Origin of the sequence: Streptomyces sp. UNOB3_S3 (genome assembly GCF_020740895.1) — a bacterium.
In the GTDB taxonomy this organism is placed as follows: Bacteria; Actinomycetota; Actinomycetes; order Streptomycetales; family Streptomycetaceae; genus Streptomyces.
The window spans coordinates 1-17,504 of the sequence record NZ_JAILXP010000136.1; the positions used below are offsets into that span (position 1 = coordinate 1).

16 protein-coding genes and 1 pseudogene are annotated in these 17,504 nt (G+C 73.3%); 3 read left to right on the forward strand and 14 right to left on the reverse strand.

Annotated elements, in window-relative coordinates; genetic code table 11:
• The 4 genes and pseudogenes from K6I33_RS16695 to K6I33_RS16710 form a co-directional block, all read right to left on the reverse strand.
• Positions 1-238: pseudogene (locus K6I33_RS16695) on the reverse strand (GNAT family N-acetyltransferase); the annotation flags it as partial.
• 108 nt (positions 239-346) lie between these two features.
• Positions 347-1,708, reverse strand: coding sequence for an NAD(P)/FAD-dependent oxidoreductase (locus K6I33_RS16700; RefSeq protein ID WP_229352747.1), 1,362 nt, complete (start codon positions 1,706-1,708; stop codon positions 347-349).
• Positions 1,709-1,769: 61 nt separating this feature from the next.
• Positions 1,770-3,359 (reverse strand): alkaline phosphatase, encoded by a 1,590-nt coding sequence (locus tag K6I33_RS16705; protein ID WP_229352750.1) that lies wholly within the window; start codon positions 3,357-3,359, stop codon positions 1,770-1,772.
• A 118-nt stretch (positions 3,360-3,477) separates the two neighbouring features.
• Positions 3,478-4,308 carry an alpha/beta fold hydrolase gene (locus K6I33_RS16710; protein ID WP_229352755.1) on the reverse strand — a complete coding sequence of 277 codons (831 nt, stop codon included), beginning with the start codon at positions 4,306-4,308 and terminating at the stop codon, positions 3,478-3,480.
• Between the two features lie 270 nt (positions 4,309-4,578).
• Here K6I33_RS16710 and K6I33_RS16715 point away from each other — a divergent pair, with 270 nt between their 5' ends.
• Positions 4,579-5,463 carry an RNA polymerase sigma-70 factor gene (locus tag K6I33_RS16715; protein ID WP_308297196.1) on the forward strand — a complete coding sequence of 295 codons (885 nt, stop codon included), beginning with the start codon at positions 4,579-4,581 and terminating at the stop codon, positions 5,461-5,463.
• Between the two features lie 37 nt (positions 5,464-5,500).
• Here the strand turns inward: K6I33_RS16715 and K6I33_RS16720 are convergent, their stop codons facing one another.
• Positions 5,501-6,259, reverse strand: a complete 759-nt coding sequence (locus tag K6I33_RS16720) for an SDR family oxidoreductase (RefSeq protein WP_229352758.1) — start codon at positions 6,257-6,259, stop codon at positions 5,501-5,503.
• A 204-nt stretch (positions 6,260-6,463) separates the two neighbouring features.
• Here K6I33_RS16720 and K6I33_RS16725 point away from each other — a divergent pair, with 204 nt between their 5' ends.
• Complete coding sequence (locus K6I33_RS16725) at positions 6,464-7,213, forward strand: GntR family transcriptional regulator (RefSeq protein WP_229352760.1); 750 nt, start codon at positions 6,464-6,466, stop codon at positions 7,211-7,213.
• A gap of 26 nt (positions 7,214-7,239) precedes the next feature.
• Here K6I33_RS16725 and K6I33_RS16730 read toward each other — a convergent pair whose 3' ends face one another.
• From K6I33_RS16730 to K6I33_RS16770, 9 genes are all read right to left on the reverse strand, one after another.
• Positions 7,240-8,397 (reverse strand): ROK family transcriptional regulator, encoded by a 1,158-nt coding sequence (locus K6I33_RS16730; protein ID WP_229352762.1) that lies wholly within the window; start codon positions 8,395-8,397, stop codon positions 7,240-7,242.
• Between the two features lie 77 nt (positions 8,398-8,474).
• Positions 8,475-9,014 (reverse strand): G/U mismatch-specific DNA glycosylase, encoded by a 540-nt coding sequence (mug, locus tag K6I33_RS16735; RefSeq protein WP_229352766.1) that lies wholly within the window; start codon positions 9,012-9,014, stop codon positions 8,475-8,477.
• A 2-nt stretch (positions 9,015-9,016) separates the two neighbouring features.
• The gene (purB, locus tag K6I33_RS16740; protein ID WP_229352784.1) at positions 9,017-10,450 is read right to left on the reverse strand and encodes an adenylosuccinate lyase; all 1,434 of its coding nucleotides are present in this window, start codon (positions 10,448-10,450) and stop codon (positions 9,017-9,019) included.
• A gap of 59 nt (positions 10,451-10,509) precedes the next feature.
• Positions 10,510-11,325, reverse strand: coding sequence for an SGNH/GDSL hydrolase family protein (locus K6I33_RS16745; protein ID WP_229352785.1), 816 nt, complete (start codon positions 11,323-11,325; stop codon positions 10,510-10,512).
• Positions 11,326-11,393: 68 nt separating this feature from the next.
• Positions 11,394-12,407 (reverse strand): hemolysin family protein, encoded by a 1,014-nt coding sequence (locus K6I33_RS16750; RefSeq protein WP_229352788.1) that lies wholly within the window; start codon positions 12,405-12,407, stop codon positions 11,394-11,396.
• A complete protein-coding gene (locus K6I33_RS16755) occupies positions 12,404-13,753 on the reverse strand; it encodes a hemolysin family protein (RefSeq protein ID WP_229352790.1) in 1,350 nt (449 codons plus the stop codon). Before K6I33_RS16755 ends, K6I33_RS16750 begins: the two co-directional genes overlap by 4 nt.
• A 206-nt stretch (positions 13,754-13,959) precedes the next feature.
• Positions 13,960-14,838, reverse strand: coding sequence for an LLM class F420-dependent oxidoreductase (locus tag K6I33_RS16760; RefSeq protein ID WP_229352794.1), 879 nt, complete (start codon positions 14,836-14,838; stop codon positions 13,960-13,962).
• 52 nt (positions 14,839-14,890) lie between these two features.
• Positions 14,891-15,574 carry a class I SAM-dependent methyltransferase gene (locus K6I33_RS16765; RefSeq protein ID WP_229352799.1) on the reverse strand — a complete coding sequence of 228 codons (684 nt, stop codon included), beginning with the start codon at positions 15,572-15,574 and terminating at the stop codon, positions 14,891-14,893.
• 113 nt (positions 15,575-15,687) lie between these two features.
• On the reverse strand, positions 15,688-16,353 hold the full coding sequence (locus K6I33_RS16770; protein WP_229352802.1) for a TetR/AcrR family transcriptional regulator: 666 nt from the start codon (positions 16,351-16,353) through the stop codon (positions 15,688-15,690).
• A gap of 117 nt (positions 16,354-16,470) precedes the next feature.
• On the opposite strand from K6I33_RS16770, the gene K6I33_RS16775 reads away from it, so the two are divergent.
• Entirely contained in the window at positions 16,471-17,310 is an 840-nt protein-coding gene (locus K6I33_RS16775; RefSeq protein WP_229352804.1) for an SDR family oxidoreductase, read from the forward strand.
• Positions 17,311-17,504 lie beyond the last annotated feature (194 nt).

Sequence of the window (17,504 nt, forward strand, 5' to 3'; positions counted from 1 at the left end):
GGGGCGGGTCCGCCGGGGGCGCGTGGTCGCGGCGCCGTGACCACCAGGTGTGGAAGGCGGCCGTGGCCAGCAGCGCCGCGGCGGAGGCGCCCAGCAGGACGGGGCCGTCGGGGCCGTGGACGACGGTGTCGGCGACCGAGTCGGCGATGGCGACCGCGCTGAACAGGGCGGCCAGTTCCACCAGGTCCCGGCGCCAGTGGTGCCGGTGGGAGCTCTTCGCGATGGTCTCGTCGGTCATGCCGCCACCCTGGCGGAGCGGTGTTGCGTGATCACGAACGCCCTGTGTCCGATGAGTAAAGGACGCTTCTGTTCGCTTCTGTGCCCGCTGGGTTAATTTTCCTGATGTTTACGCGCCAAGGTCACGCAGCGCGTCCTCCACTCCCCGGTGGAAGGTGGGATAGGCGTAGATCATGTGCCGGAGCGTGGCCACGGGCACCTCCGCCTGGACCGCCACCGCCAGGCCGTACATCACCTCGCCGCCCATGGGCCCCATCGCCGTCGCGCCGACCAGCACCCCCCGGTCGGCGTCCTCGACCAGTTTGACCAGGCCCTCGTTGCCCGCCTTGTGGATCCAGCCGCGCGTCGAGTCCGGCACCTTCGAGCACCCCGTGCGCACCCGTAGCCCCTTGTCGCGGGCCTGCCGCTCGGTCAGGCCCACCGCGCCGACCTCCGGGTCGGTGAAGGTCACCCGGGGCAGGGCGCGATAGTCGGCGTCCGGGCCGCCTCGGCCGAGGATGTCGCGGAGCACGATGTCCGCCTCGTACATCGCCACATGGGTGAAGGCCCCGTGCCCGGTCACATCGCCCAGTGCCCACAGCCCCGGCGCCACCCGCATCCGGCCGTCCGTCGGCAGCGCCCTGCCCTGCGGGTCGAGGCCGACGGTGTCCAGCCCGAGACCGGAGAGGTCCGCGCGGCGGCCGGTGGCCACCAGCAGCTGATCACCCGTCAGTTCCGAGCCGTCCGCCAGCTCCAGTACGAACGCGTCGCCGTCGTGCCGCACCCGCGCCGCCCGGGTGTCCGTCCGCAGCGTCAGCCCCTCGGCGCGCAGCACCCCGGCCAGCAGCTCGCCCGCCTCCGGCTCCTCGGCGGGGATCAGGTGGTCCATCGCCTCGACGACGGTGACGCGCGTACCGAAACGGGCGTAGACCTGGGAGAGCTCCACACCGATCGCCCCGCCGCCCAGCACCAGCAGCGACCGCGGCGGCTCCTTCGCGGCGATCGCGTCCCGGTTGGTCCAGTACGGCACGGAGTCGAGGCCCGGCACCGGCGGGAGCTGCGGCTTGCTGCCCGTGGCGACGACGATCCCGCGCCGGGCCCCGAAGACCTCGTCGCCGACCGCGACCTTCCCCGGCCCGGCGAGCCGCCCCCGCCCGCGCACCAGCCGGCCGCCCTTCCCGGTGAACCGGTCGGCGGCGACCCGGTCGTCCCAGTCGTCGGTGGCGTCGTCCCGGATCCGGGCGGCGAGCGGGGCCCAGTCCGCGTCGACCCGAGCCGAGCCCGCCATACCGGGGATCCGGCGGCCCTCGGCCAGCAGATTCCCGGCGCGGATCATCATCTTGCTGGGTACACAGGCCCAGTACGGGCACTCGCCGCCGACCAGCTCGGCCTCGACGCCCACCACGTCCAGCCCGGCCTCCGCCAGACCGCCCGCGACGTGCTCGCCGCCGGGGCCCATCCCGATGACGACGACATCCACCTGTTCGGCCACGGCACCGCACCTTCCTCGCGACGGGGTGAGACCGCCACCATCCCACCGCGCCGCGAGGGCGTCACTGTCCGACGCGCCCCGGTTGGAGCACCTTGGTGAACAGCACCCCGCCGGTCTCGCTCCGCAGCCGCACGGTCAGCTCGCCGCTGCCCCCGTCGATGGCCACCTCGCCGAAGAACTGGCTGTCCTGCCCGGGCGGGACGTTCGCCGTCGCGGGCGCCTTGACGAAGGGCTGCTCCGGCCCGAAGGTGCCGTCCAGTTTCACCGTCGGGAAGCCGCCCGCGTTCAGCGGGCCCGAGACGAACTCCCAGAACGGCGCGAAGTCCTTGAACGCCGCCCGCTCCGGGGCGTAGTGCTGCGCCGAGGTGTAGTGGACGTCCGCCGTCAACCAGACCGTGCCCGTGATCCGCCGGTGCTTGATGTGCCGCAGCAGCTCGGCGATCTGGAGCTCACGGCCCAGCGGCGCGCCCGGGTCGCCCTGCGCGACCGCCTCGAAGTTCACCGGGCCGTCCGTGACCACCAGCCCCAGCGGCATGTCGGAGGCGATCACCTTCCACACCGCGCGGGAGCGCGACAGCTCCCGCTTGAGCCAGCGCAGCTGGCGCTCGCCCAGGATGCCCTGGGTGTCGTCGGGCCACCGGTTCGGCGAGTTGGCGTTGCGGTAGGTGCGCATGTCCAGGACGAAGACGTCCAGCAGCGGGCCGTGGCGCAGCACCCGGTGGACGCGCCCGTCGGCGTCGGGGGTGAGGGTGGAGATCGGGAAGTACTCGGAGAACGCCTTCAGCGAGCGCGCGGAGAGGACGTCGGCCCGCTTCTCCGTGTAGCGCGCGTCGTCCAGGAGCTGGCCGGGGTACCAGTTGTTGTGCACCTCGTGGTCGTCCCACTGCACGACGGTGGGCACCTGGGCGTTGAAGCGACGGAGGTTCTCGTCGAGCAGGTTGTAGCGGAAGGCGCCCCGGAACTCCGCCAGGGTCTCGGCGACCTTCGACTTCTCCTCCGTGGTGATGTTCCGCCAGGTGCCGCCGCCGGGCAGGGCCACGGTCGCGGGGATGGGGTTGTCGGCGTAGATGTTGTCGCCGCTGCACAGGAAGAAGTCCGGGTCCAGCCGGCGCATGTGCTCGAAGATCCGGTAGCCGCCCCGGTCGGGGTTGATGCCCCAGCCCTGCCCCGCGAGGTCGCCCGACCATACGAACCGGACGTCCTCGCGGCGCGCGGAGACGGTGCGGAACGAGCCGTACACCGGGCGGCTCGTGCGCCGGGGGTCGTCCGGGTCGGCGAGGACCACCCGGTAGTGGACGCGCTCCCCGGCGGGCAGGCCGCGCAGGGCCGTCCGGCCGGTGAAGTCCGTGCCGGGGCCGACCACCGGCCCGGTCCAGCGGTGGACATCACGGAACGACTCGGTCGCCGAGGTCTCCACGATCATCCGGGCCGGGCGGTCCGAGCGCGCCCACACCAGCCCCGACGAGGCCGTCACATCACCGGCCTGCACACCCCAGTCGGCGCTCGGCCGCCCCGACAGCAGCTGCGCGGGCGCGGACAACGCCCGTGCGGGCGCCGCCGCGAGCGGTGGCAGCGCGGCCGCCCCGGCGGCGGCCAGAGAGCCCCGCAGCACCGACCGCCGGCCGACCCCGGGCCCGTACGCCTTCCCCATCAACCGAAACCTCCTGTGCCCGGCCGGGCCCTCACGGCCCGGCCGGCTCGTCCTCCACCGGTCGTCCCGTTCCTACCGGGGCCATGTGCCCGGCAGTCGAACACCCCGTGAACAGCGCTCAGCGCGAGGTGTCCAGTGCGACACGGGCGACGAGCGCGGGGTCGTCGTTCATCGGCACATGACCACAGCCGGGGAGACGGACCAGCCGGGCCCCGGGGATCACCTTCTTCGCCCGCACCCCCTGGCGCCGCGGGAGCACCCGGTCACCGGTGCCCCAGGCGATGGTGACCGGCAGGTCCGGCACGTCGTGGGTGTAGAGCAGCGAGCGCCCGGCGGCGAGGGTGGCCTCGAACCCCGTCGCCTCGCGCATCGCCCGTGACTCGGCGACCACCGCGTCGGGCGAACGGCGGCCCGGCCGGGCGTAGATGGAGCCGGTCAGCGCGGCGCGCCCCGCGGCCGAGCGGGCCAGCCGGGCCACCGTGGGCTCGGGCATCCGCGACGCGCCCGTCCGCAGGGACCGCAGCACCGCGTACGCCCACCGGCGCTCGCCCTCGGTCCAGAACCCGGCGGGGGAGAGCGCCGTGACGGACCGTACGAGCTTGCGGTGCCCCAGCTCCAGGGCGATCAGGCCGCCGAGGGAGTTGCCCACGACGTGCGGCCGGTCCAGGCCCAGGGCCTCGAAGAGCGCGCCGAGCACGGGGATGACGCCCTTGAGGTCGTAGGAGATCCCGCCGGGCAGCCCGGGCGAGAGCCCGAAGCCCGGCAGGTCGACGGCGACGACGTCCCGCTCGGCGGCGAGCAGGCCCAGCACCGGGTCCCAGACCTGGAGATGGTGGCCGATCCCGTGCAGCAGGACCATGGGCTCCCCGCCGCCGAGGCGTTCGTACACCACCGTGGCCGTGCGCGGTCCGGAGGGCGTGTCGACGGGAAAGGAGATCTTCTCGGCCATGGGCGGCTCCTCGTCATCCGTGGGGCGACGTACCCAAGCGCTCCGCTGGAAGTCCGGTACGTCATCTGCTGGTGCGTCGTGGCTGGTCGCGCAGTTCCCCGCGCCCCTTCGGGGCGCCACCGAACCGCACCGGACTTCGCCAAGGCCGCTTAGACAGGATGTCAGCAACGGTTACCGCTGGGTAGAGCGTGGGCGTGAGCTCCGGCGGCGGGCAGCCGGTGAGACCCGGTTCACGTGGACAATCACCTGTCCCTCCGCTGGGATGAGGAGGTGAACGCAACGGATGACCTGCTCGACGTCTTCGAGGAACACCGCGCCACCCTGGGCGCGGTGGCCTACCGCATGCTCGGCCGGTTCGCCGACGCGGAGGACGTCGTCCAGGAGGCGTGGCTGCGCTGGTCGGCGGCGGACCGCGAGGACGTCCGCGACCCCCGCGGCTATCTCGTGCGCGTCACCACCCGGCTCGCCCTCGACCGGCTGCGTCTGGCGCAGACGCGGCGCGAGACCTATGTGGGGCCGTGGCTCCCCGAGCCCGTCGCCACCGACTTCGGCGCGACCGTCCCCGACACCGCCGAACGGGCCGTGCTCGCCGACACCGTCTCCCTCGCCCTGCTCGTCGTCCTCGAATCGCTCTCCCCGCTGGAGCGCGCGGTCTTCGTCCTCCGCGAGGCCTTCGGCTTCCCCTACGCGGACATCGCCGAGGCCATCGACCGGTCGGAGGCCGCCGTGCGGCAGCTCGCCGGGCGGGCCCGCCGCCATGTGGCGGAGCGCAGACCGCGCTTCGACACCGGCACCGCGCGCCGCCGCGAACTCACCGAACGGTTCCTCGCGGCGGCCGCCGGCGGTAGCGTCGAGGACATGCTCGCCCTCCTCGCCCCCGGCGTCCGCCTCGTGGGCGACAGTGGCGGCAAGGCCAAGGGCCCGCTGCGCGTGCTGGAGAGCGCCGACAAGGTCGCCCGTTTCCTGCTGGCCATCGCTGCCAGGCCGCTGCCCGAGGCGGAGGTCCGCGTCGTCGAGGTCAACGGCGGCCCGGCGGTGCTGCTGCTGTCCCGGGGGCTGCCCGACAGCGTCGTCAGCGTCGAGACGGCCGACGGGCTCATCATGGAGATCCACGTCATGCGCAACCCCGACAAGCTGACGGGGGTACTGCCCTGACGCCCCGGCCGGGGTATCGGAGCGGGCCGGCCGCCGGCTACAGCCCGCCGGCCACGCGCAGCACCGCGCCCGTGGTGTACGACGCCTCCGGCGACAGCAGCCACGCCACGGCCCCGGCGACCTCCTCCGGCTCCCCGGGGCGGCCCATCGGTATCCCGCCGGCCTTGCGCCAGGGGCGCTCGGGGTCGCCCATCGCGGCGTGGATGTCCGTGACGATCATGCCGGGCTGGACGGAGTTGACCCGTATGCCCTCGGTGGCCAGCTCCTTGGACAGACCCATCGTCATGGCGTCCACGGCGGCCTTGCTCGCCGCGTAGTGGACGTACTCGCCCGGGCTGCCCAGGGTGGCGGCGGCCGAGGAGATGTTCACGATGGCGCCGCCCCGCCCGCCGAGGCTCGTCGACATCTCCAGCGCCGCCCGCCGGGCGCAGATCAGCGCACCGGTGACATTGACGTCGACCACGCGGCGCATCTGCTCCACGGGTGTCTCCGTGAAGCGGCCCAACAGCCCTGTGATCCCCGCGTTGTTGACGAGGCCGGTGACCGCGCCCAGCCGCTCCTTCACCGTCTCGAAGAAGGCGTCGACATCGCTCTCGGAGCTGGTGTCGACCCGCAGGGCGACCGCCTGGACGCCTTCCGCGCGCACCGCCTCCGCCGTCTTCTCCGCGGCCTCCGCCGAGCGTTCGTAACCGATGGCCACCGCGTGGCCCGCGCGCGCCAGCCGCAGCGCGACCGCGGCGCCGATGCCCCTGCTCGCTCCGGTGACCACCGTGACCTGGTCCGGGACCTGCCGCATCGTCCGCCCCCTTGCCGTTCCGCCGATTTCGGCCGACTCGTACTGGTGATCAATAACCGTATCCGACGGTATCCGACGGCACTGACAGTGGCCGGTTCGCGACGCCATTGGTCTTGACCAAGTACGCCCACCGCCCTATGGTCGCAGGCATACTGCAACAACCTTTAATAAATAAGCGCGCGAAAAGCCTTTCGGAGGGTCAGGGTGGGGAGCACGCAGCTGGAATCGGTGCCGGAGCCCAAGTACTGGCACCTGAAAACCGTCCTCAGCGACGCACTCGACTCCGAGTTCGCGGTGGGCGAGATCTTGCCCAACGAGCGTGAGCTCGCGGCCCGTTTCGGCGTCGCCCGGGCCACGCTCCGTCAGGCGCTGGAGCAGTTGGAGCTGGAGGGCCGGCTGCAGCGCCGGCGCGGCGTCGGCACCACCGTCGCCCCGCCCCGGATGGGCGTCGCGGTCACCGACACCGAGCACTCCTGGCCCGGTGCCCCGGGTGACGCCTGGCAGCCCGTCGACGGCACCGAGCAGGAACCGCCGGCCGCCGTGGCCCGGCTCCTCGGCGTGGATCCGGCCATATCGCTGCACACCGTCCGCCGCACCCGCAAGACGCGCGGCCAGCCGGTCGCCACCGAGGTGCTGTACGTGCCCGCCGTCAGCGTGCCCGGCATCGCCACGGACGAGCCGCCCACCGGCGCGGCCCGCGCCCACGCCGTGCTGCGCGAACTCCAGCGGCTGCGGCTGGAGGGGCAGGACCAGGCCGTGGAGCTCGGCTCGGCCCGCGCCGACGACGCCAAGCAGCTCGACCGGCTGCCCGGTTCCCCCGTCCTCGTCGTCACCACGCGCTACTTCTCGGGCGGGCGCACCGCCGCCGTCGCCGTGGCCACGTACCGCGCCGACACCTGCCGGCTGACCTTCGGGGACGCCACGGCCCCCGCCGTGCAGCTCCTGGCGGGCTGACGCGCCGCCGGCCGTCCGGCCGCCGGTCACCGCCGGGCGGTGACCGTGCTCTCGACCGCGAAGAGCTGCTTCTCGACGTGGTCGAGGGCCAGGCGCAGCGCCCCCGTGGCCACCGCCGCCTCGCCCAGCAGCGACTGGGCCACCAGCGGCGGCCGCAGACAGTAACGGGTCAGCTGGGTGCGCAGTGGCTCCAGGACGCCGTCCAGGCCGGCGGCCCAGCCGCCGACCACGACCAGCTCCGGGTCCAGCGCCAGCACCAGCGCCGCCACGTCGTGGACGAGCCGGCGCAGATACCGCTCCACGGCGGCCCGGGCGCGTTCGTCCCCCCGCGCCGCGAGCGCGAACACCTCGGCCACCTGGGCCTCGTCCAGCGGATGCAGCGGTTCCCCGGTGGGGGAGAGGACCTCCTCGGGGGTGGCCTCACGGCCCAGCAGATGCAGCGCGCCGATCTCCCCGGCCGCGCCCCCGAAGCCCCGGTGCAGCCGCCCGCCGATCAGCGCGCCGGCGCCCGGGCTCAGCCCGGCCAGCACGAACACGACGTCGTCGGACTCCCGGGCCGCGCCCTTCCAGTGCTCGGCCACGGCGGCCGCGTTGGCGTCGTTCTCCACCAGCACCGGGCAGCGGAACGAGCGGCGCAGCCGCTCCCCGAGCGGCAGCCCCGTCCAGCCCGGCAGCGCCGTGCCCAGCCGTACGGTGCCGTCCGCCTCCACGATGCCGGGGGTGGCCACGCCCACGGCGCGCAGCGAACCGCACGCCACGCCCGCGCGCTTGAGGAGATCGGCGACGGCCACCCGCACCCGCTCCAGGCGCTCGTCGGCCGACGCCGTCGCGGAGACCTCCACCTGAGCGGAGCCCATGACGCGTCCGCCCAGGTCGGCCATCAGCGCGGCGACGCGGTGCGGGCCGATCTCGATGCCCAGCAGATGCCCGGCCTCCACCCGGAAGCGGAACCGCCGGGCGGGCCGGCCCTGACGGCGCGTCGCGCCCTCGTCGACGGCCGCCTCCACCACCAGACCGGTGTCGATCAGCCCCTCGACCACGCCTTCGACGGTCGGCCGGGACAGGCCCGTCACCTTGACCAGGTCCGTGAGCGTGGGGGCCTCGGCGGCGCGCAGCGCGTGCAGCACCACGGCCGAATTGATCCGCCGCAGCAGCGACGGATCCCCGCCGGTGAGCCGCCCCACGTGCCCGCCTCCTAGCTTTGCGCTCCCTTTGCCGACGGATCGTAGCCGGTGGGAGTCGAGGGAGCGAGCGCCAGGGCTTATCCGTTGCCCACGGCGGCGCGCAGCCGCCCGTACTCCTCGGCCATCCGCGGCAGCGTCCAGTGCGCGTTGAGGCCGCTGGGGTTAGGCAGCGCCCAGATCCGGGTGTCCCCGATCGTCCGCTCCTGCGGCCCGATCCTCGCCTTCTTGTCGCCGAAGGCGACGCGATAGGCCGTCACTCCGGCTATCGCCAGCCATTTCGGCCGCAGCAGGAGGACCTTCTCCACGAGAAGGCGCCCGCCCTCCCGGTACTCCTCGTCCGTCAGCTCGTCGGCCCGCGCGGAGGCCCGGGCCACCACATTGGTGATCCCGAGCCCGTAGCCGGGCAGCTCGCCCTGCTCCGCCGGCGCCAACTGGCGGGGGGTGAAGCCGGAGGCGTGGAGGACGGGCCAGAAGCGGTTGCCGGGTCGGGCGAAGTGATGGCCCGTGGCGGCGGTCATCAGCCCGGGGTTGATGCCGCAGAACAGGACGTCGAGGCCGTCCGCGACCACGTCGGGGACGAGACGGTCGCGGGCGGCCTCCAGCTCTTCGGGAGTCATCCTCAGAGGATGGACCCCGGCGCGTAGGCGGCCGCCTCCGGGTACCGCTTGGCGATCTCCTCGATGCGGGAGACCACGGTGGCGACCTGGTCGGCCGCCGCGCCCGTGAAGGACAGCTTGTCGGCCATCAGCGCGTCGAGCCCGGCGCGGTCCAGCGGGATGCGCTCGTCGGCGGCCAGCTTGTCCAGCAGCTCGTTGCGCTCGGCGCCCTGCTCGCGCATCGCCAGCGCGGAGGCCACCGCGTGCTCCTTGATGACCTCGTGCGCGACCTCGCGGCCGACACCGGCCCGCACCGCGCCCATCAGCACCTTGGTGGTGGCGAGGAAGGGGAGGTAGCGGTCCAGCTCACGGGCGACGACGGCCGGGAAGGCGCCGAACTCGTCGAGGACGGTCAGGAAGGTCTCCAGCAGGCCGTCGAGCGCGAAGAACGCGTCCGGCAGCGCCACGCGGCGTACCACGGAGCAGGAGACGTCGCCCTCGTTCCACTGGTCGCCCGCCAGCTCGCCGGTCATCGAGGCGTAGCCGCGCAGGATCACCATCAGGCCGTTGACGCGCTCGCAGGAGCGGGTGTTCATCTTGTGCGGCATCGCGGACGAGCCGACCTGGCCGGGCTTGAAGCCCTCGGTGACCAGCTCGTGGCCGGCCATCAGACGGATCGTCTTGGCGAGCGAGGACGGCGCGGCGGCCAGCTGGACCAGCGCGGTGACGACGTCGTAGTCGAGGGAGCGCGGGTAGACCTGGCCGACGGAGGTGAAGGCGTGGGCGAAGCCGAGGTGCTCGGCGGTCCGGCGCTCCAGCTCCGCGAGCTTCTCCGTGTCGCCGCCGAGCAGGTCGAGCATGTCCTGGGCGGTGCCGACCGGGCCCTTGACGCCGCGCAGCGGGTAGCGGGCGAGGAGCTCCTCGGTACGGCCGAAGGCCACCAGCAGCTCGTCGGCGGTGGTCGCGAAGCGCTTGCCCAGCGTGGTGGCCTGCGCGGCGACGTTGTGCGAGCGGCCCGCGACGACCAGCTCGGCGTGGTCGGCGGCCAGCTTGCCGATCCGGGCCAGGACGGCCACGACGCGGTCGCGGACCAGCTCCAGGGAGAGCCGGATCTGGAGCTGCTCGACGTTCTCGGTGAGGTCGCGGGAGGTCATGCCCTTGTGGACGTGCTCATGGCCGGCGAGGGCGTTGAACTCCTCGATGCGGGCCTTCACGTCGTGCCGCGTGATCTTCTCGCGCTCGGCGATCGAGACCAGGTCGACCTGGTCGAGGACCCGCTCGTAGTCGGCGAGGGCGGCGTCCGGCACCTCGATCCCCAGGTCCTTCTGCGCGCGGAGCACGGCCAGCCACAGCCGGCGCTCCAGCTTCACCTTGTGTTCGGGGGACCACAGCACGGCCAGCTCGGGGGAGGCGTAGCGGCCGGCGAGGACGTTGGGGATGCGGGGCTTTGCAGTCACGTGACCGAAGTCTACTGGCGGTTCGCGCAGACGGACGCCCCGCCCCGGTTTGTGGCTTGCTACGAGAGCCCCGGGGACGAGGCGGCCGGGACGTCGTACGGCAGCAGCTCGGCGCGCTTGGGCGGCCGGCCGTCGCCCGAGGAGCGGCCGGTCAGCCGGCGGCCGATCCACGGGGCCAGGTGCTCCCGCGCGAAGCGCGCGTCGGCCGCGCGGCGGGCGGTCCAGCCGGGGCGTACGGCCGGGGGCAGGGGCGCCCGCCAGTCGGACTCCGCCGGGTGGCCCAGCGCCTGCCAGACCGCCTCGGCCACCCGCCGGTGCCCCTCCCCGTTGAGGTGCAGCCGGTCCTCGGCCCACAGCCGGGGGTCGCCCAGGACGTCGGCGCCGAAGAGGTCGACGACCACGGCGCCGTGCCGCTCGGCCAGGTCCTCGACGAAGCCGAAGAGGTGCTCCATGCGCGGCCGGAACCGCTCCGCCACCGGTCCCCGCCGCCCCGGGCTGCGCATCAGCACCAGCTGCCGGCAGCTCGGGGCCAGCCTGTCGGCCGCCTCGGCGAGGCGGGCGCAGACGAGGTCCACGTCGCACTTGGGGCGCAGGACGTCGTTGAGCCCGCCCACCAGCGTCACCAGGTCCGCGCCCATGGCGGCGGCCGGGCCGGCCTGTTCGTCGGCGATCTGGCCGATCAGCTTGCCGCGCACCGCCAGGTTCGCGTAGCGGAAGCCGGTGGTGCGGGCCGCGAGCCGGGCGGCGAGAAGATCCGCCCAGCCGCGGTAGGAACCGTCCGGCAGGCCGTCGGACATGCCTTCGGTGAAGGAGTCTCCGACGGCGACGAAGCTGGTGTACGGCGCGGGGTGGGTGTACGCGGCATTCATCGGCATGGCGGGGCGATCCTATCGCCCCGCCATGCGGAACCGCCGGTCACGGGCGCCCGTAGCGGGCGCCGGGATCACGGCCGGGCGCCGACCAGCTCGCGCAGCACGTCCTCCAGCGTCACCAGCCCGGCCAGCCGGTTGTCCTCGCCGATGACCGCCGCGAGGTGGGCACCGGTGCCGCTCATGGCCGTGATCACGTCGTCCAGCGGGGTGTCCGCCCGGACGCGGGCGATCGGGCGCATCCGCCGCAGCGGGAAGGGCATGTCGCGCGGCTTGGCGTCCAGCGCGTCCTTGACGTGCAGATAGCCCAGGATGCGGCTCCCGTCGTCGACCACGGGGAAGCGCGAGTAGCCGGAGGTGGCGGAGAGCCGCTCCAGCTCCTCGGGGGTCACCCCGAAGTGGGTGCTGACCACGCGCTCCAGCGGCATCACCACGTCCTGGACCGGGCGCTTGCCCAGCTCCAGGGCGCTCCGCAGCCTCTCGGTGGCCCGCCGGTCCAGCAGCTCCGCGGCGCTGGAGTCGGCGACCATCCGGGCGAGCTGGTCGTCCGAGAAGACGGCCGTCACCTCGTCCTTCGGCTCGACGCGCAGCAGCTTCAGCACCGCGTTCGCCAGCCGGTTGATGGCGAAGACGAACGGCCGCAGGGCCCGCGCCAGCGTCACCAGCGGCGGGCCGAGCAGCAGCGCGGTGCGCACCGGCTCGGCGAGCGCGATGTTCTTCGGCACCATCTCGCCGAAGAGCATGTGGAGATAGGTGGCCACGGCCAGCGCGATCACGAAGGACAGCGGATGGATCATCCCGTCCGGTATCCCCACCGCCTCGAACAGCGGCGTCGTCAGATGCGCGATGGCGGGCTCGGCGACCACACCGAGGACCAGCGTGCACAGCGTGATGCCGAGCTGGGCCGCCGCCATCAGGGCCGAGATGTGCTTCAGGCCCCACAGGACGCTGCGGGCCCGGCGGTCGCCGGCCTCCGCGTAGGGCTCGATCTGGCCGCGGCGCACGGAGATCATGCCGAACTCCGCGCCCACGAAGAAGGCGTTGGCGACCAGCGTCGCCAGCCCGATCAGCAGCTGGACCAGCGTCATCGGTCCGCACCCCCCTCGGCGGCCGCGCCGCCCTCCGGCTCCGGCGGGGGCGCCGTCAGCAGCACCCGGGCCGCCCGCCGCCCGGAGGCGTCGGTGACCCGGATCCGCCAGCCCGCGACCTCGATCGTGTCCCCCTCGTCCGGGATCCGGCCGAGCTCGGTGGCGATCAGTCCGGCCACGGTCTCGTACGGGCCCTCCGGCGCGCGCAGCCCGATGTGCTCCAGCTGGTCGGTGCGGGCCGCGCCGTCGGCGTCGTAGAGCTTGCGGCCGTCGGCGTCCCGGCCCGCGGGGGCCAGGTCGGGCAGCGCGTGCGGGTCGTGCTCGTCGCGCACCTCGCCGACGACCTCCTCGATGATGTCCTCCAGCGTGGCGACGCCGGCGGTGCCGCCGTACTCGTCGATGACGACGGCCATGCTGCGCTTGCCGGCGAGCCGGTCCAGCAGCCGGTCCACGGTCAGCGACTCCGGGACGAGCACGGGCTCGCGCAGGATCGCGGTGACGGGGCGGCGCGGGCGCTCGTCGGCCGGTATGGCCAGGACGTCCTTGATGTGGGCGGTGCCGACGACCGTGTCGAGGCTGCCCCGGTAGACGGGGAAGCGGGACAGGCCGGTGGCGAGCGTCGCGTTGGCGACGTCCTCGACGGTGGCCCGGGCGTCCAGCGCGATGACCTGGACGCGCGGGGTCATCACGTTCTCCGCCGTCAGGTCGGCGAGGTTCAGGGTGCGGACGAACAGCTCGGCGGTGTCCGCCTCCAGCGCGCCCTCCTTGGCGGAGTGCCGGGCCAGCGCGATCAGCTCCTGCGGCCCGCGCGCGGTGGCGAGCTCCTCGGCGGGCTCCAGGCCCAGCCGGCGCACGACGTGGTTGGCGGTGTTGTTGAGGTGGCGGATCAGCGGGCGGAAGGCGGCGCTGAACGCGCGCTGCGGGCCCGCGACCCGCTTGGCGACCGGCAGCGGCCGGGAGATCGCCCAGTTCTTGGGTACCAGCTCGCCGACGACCATCAGCACGACGGTGGAGATCACCGTGCCGAGGACCAGAGCGGTCTGGGACGCCACGGAGGCGGGCAGGCCGAGCGCCTCCACCGGGCCGGTGAGCAGCGCGGCGATGGACGGCTTGGAGATCATGCCGATGATCAGGCCGGTGACCGTGATGCCCAGCTGCGCTCCGGACAGCTGGAAGGTGAGGCTCCGGACGGCCTTGAGGGCACCCTCGGCGCCGCGCTCTCCGCTGTCGGCCGCCCGCTCCAGCTCGGCGCGCTCGACGGTGGTGAGGGAGAACTCCGCCGCGACGAAGACGGCGCACGCGAGCGTCAGCAGCAGCGCCACCACCAGGAGGAGGACTTCGGTCATCGGTTCACCTCCGTCCCATGATCGGGCAGGGGCGGAAGGACCGCGCGATGTCGGCTCCGGGGACTACTGGGGGGCTCGCCCATGGGCGGACGCTCACACCTTTCACTCATGACAGGGTCGGATCCCTGGGAAACGGTTCGATGGCCACCATCGCTGTCGATGGTGACCATCAATGGTAAAGGACCCGCAAAGCGGGTCGGGTGTGATCAGCCTCGCAGTTCCTCGATCACCGGCGCGAAGGTCTCCAGCGCGGGCTCCAGGACGGTGAAGTACGTGAACCCGTACCGCTCGCGGTGGCCGCGCAGCTGCTCGGCCATGTCCCGGGCCGTGCCGGTCAGGACGGCGGGATGGGCCAGCAGGTCGTCCTCGGTGAGGCCGGGGGCGTGGGGGAGGAGCTTACGGGCCTCGGTGCGCCGGTCGGAGCCGTCCGCCACGATCTGCACCAGATAGTTGAGCTCGGCGGGCTCGGCCCGGCCGGCCGCGAAACCCTGGTAGGCCGCGACGCGCTCCGCCAGCGCGTCCGGGCTGATCAGCCGGAGGTTTCCGGCGGCGTCCGCTGTCGCGCCGGTGAAGGCCGCGATGTCCGCGTGCCGGGCGGTCAGCCGCAGCACGCGATTGCCGTTGCCGCCCAGCAGCAGCGGGACCCGGGGCGACTGGGCGGCCGCGGGCCGGTGCTCCGGGTCGGCGAGCAGCCGGCCGAGCTCGGTGATCGTGCGCTCCAGGTGGTCGACCCGCTCGCGCGGCGAGCCGAACGGCAGCCCGGCCCGCTCGTGCTCCTCGCGCACATAGCCGGTGCCCAGCCCCAGCTCCAGGCGGCCGCCCGTGAGCTGATCGGTGGAGGCCACCTCACGGGCCAGCAGCGCGGGGTTCCAGAACCCGGCGTTGAGCACGAACGTGCCGACTCCGGGCCGCTCCGTGACCTCGGCGGCCGCCACCAGGGAGGGGAAGGGCGCGGGCATGCCGAGATGGTCCGGCACGAGGATGACGTCATAGCCGAGCGCCTCCGCCTGGCGGCACTTCTCCCGCCACTCGGCGGACGTACCGCCGTTCAGCATGTTGACCGCGAAACGGAACGGACGTGACATGGAACCCCCTCGGTTGTCGTGTGACGACCAACTTACCGGAGGGTCCCTCCGTTCACCGCCTCGTGGGTTCGACGGGCCGCCGCGCCACCCCCAGCACACAGGTCGCGGAGGGCATCGGCACCCGGGTGCGCGGCATCAGCAGCCGCCGGTACGCGCCGAGCTCGAACCCCGCCCCGTCCAGGGCGGCGAGCGGGTCGCGGGCCGTGTGGCAGCCGCCGAAGAGCAGCGGCCACACCGTCCGGTCCAGCCCCCGCTGGACCTGCGCGAGCACCCGGCCCTGGGCGATGCCGTGCTCGAAGAACCGCAGCTCACCGCCCGGCTTCAGGACCCGCCGCAGCTCGCTCAGCGAGCGCCGCACATCCCGGACGGAGCACAGCACGAGGGAGACCACGGCCGCGTCGAACGCCTCGCTCTTGACGGGCAGCGCCTCCGCGGCGCCCGGCACCACGTCCACGGGCACCCCGGCCCGCACGGCCGCGTCCACCGCCAGCCGGCGCAGCCGGCGCTCCGGCTCGATCGCCACGACCTCCGACACGGTGGCGGGGTAGTGGGCGAAGTTCAGCCCGTTCCCGGCGCCGATCTCGATGACCCGGCCCGAGAGCCCGGCCAGCAGCTCCCGCCGGTGCTCACCCATCCCGGCGCGGTCGTCCAGCACGGGGCTCAGCTTCGCCCAGACCTGGGCGAAGACCGGATGATGCACGGCGTCGTGGGGGGTTCTGGTACTGCGGAGCGGCATGGCACACCCCTTCCCGGGGATACGGCGGCTACCGCGATTGTTCCCCGGGGCGGACGCAATCAGCCCGTCGGCCGTTTGAGGACCGGGGGTGGCTGCGCCTGACCGGCCGGGGTTCAGCGGGCGGGGGTGTGGAGGATGCCGTTGATGAGGACGTTCAGCCCCCAGGTGTCACGGTCGCCGGGGGAGAACAGGGCCTGACGCAGTGACGTGATCATCGGGTAACGGTCGGTGGGCAGGGCCGCGTAGCGGCGGTCGGCGGCGGAGACGGTGGTCTCTTCGCCGGCTCCCTTGGTGTTGTAGGCGCTCTGCTCGGTGGCGGCCGCGGCGATGTGGAGCCAGAGGAGGTCGACAGCCCAGGCGGCGGTGGTGTCGTCGAGGCCGCCCTGCTTGAGCAGGGCGAGCACGCGGTCGAGAACGAGCAGGGCGTTGTCACCGGTGGGGATCTGGCCGAGGGCGACGGCGGCCAGGCCCTCATGCCGGCTCATGGCCTCGACGGCGTCGGTGGCCAGGGCCCGGAGCTGTTCCCGCCACGCGCCCTCCCAGGCCAGGCGGACCTGCCCGAGGGCTTCGTCGAGCATCGCGTTCATGAGGTCGTCGCGGTTGGCGACGTAGACGTAGAGCGAGGCGGGGCCGGTGTCGAGTTCCTTGGCGACGCGGCGCATGGTCAGGGCGTCCAGGCCGTCCCGGTCGAGGATCTCCAGCCCCGTGCGCACGATGACGTCGCGGCTGAGGGGGGCCTTGGCGGGCCGCGCGCGGCGGCTGACGGGCTGCGTGCTCATGGGGCAAGCCTAGCGCTGGAACGAACACCGTTTGACACGAACAGTGTTCGTTACCTACCGTCGAAACGAACGCTGTTCGCGACGAATTGTGTTCGTCCTGTTTAAAGGAAGAACGTCATGATCCTGATCACCGGAGGCCGCGGCGCGGTCGCCGCCCACCTGACCGCCCTGCTCCACCGCGACGGCCTGCCCGTCCGGATCGGCTCCGCCCGCCCCGAGGACCTCACCCCGCCCGGCAGCGTCGAAGCCGTCCGCCTCGACCTCACCGACCCGGACACCTTCGCCGCCGCGCTGGCCGGCGTCACCGCCGTCTTCCTCTACGCCAGCCCCGACCGCGTCACCGATTTCATCGACCACGTCCAGCGGGCCGGAGTGACGCACATCGTGCTGCTGTCCTCCTCCAGCGTGCTGGGCCCCCACCCCGAGGACGACCCGCTCGCCAGGTCCCACCTCGACGTCGAGAACGCCCTGCTCGCCTCGCCGATCACCACGACGATCCTGCGGCCGGGCTCATTCGCCTCCAACGCCGGCGCCTGGGCCTGGCCCATCAAGGCCGGCCGGCCCGTGAGCCTGCCCTTCCCCGGCGCCCACAACGACCCCGTCCACGAGAAGGACGTCGCCGAAGCCGCCCACGCCGTCCTCACCGATCCCCGCCACCACGGCGGCCGGTACACCCTCACCGGCCCCGAATCGATGACCTTCGCCCAGCAGATCGACCAACTCGCCACCGTCACCGGCCGACCCGTCACGGTCAATCACGTCACCCGCGAGGAATGGAAGCAGGAGATGGCCGACCACATCCCCGCCGTCTACGCCGACGCCCTCCTCGACTGGTGGGAATCCCACGACGGCGAACCCGTCACCCTCACCGACACCGTCGAACACCTCACCGGCCACCCCGCCCGCCCCTTCACCACCTGGGCGACCGACCACACCACTGACTTCACCACCCTCTGAGCCCACCGGCGAAGAACCGTCCGTGGCCGGGACTCCCGCTTGGCTGGGGTGTTACTTCGATGGTGGGGTGCAGCCATCGGCCCCGCTCGTGCATGGCGTCGTGGCGTGCGGACGGGGCTATCGCCGTCCGCACGGGCTCATATCCCCTGCGCCGCCGCGAAGCGCGCGGCGTCCCAGCCGCCCGAAAGCACCGG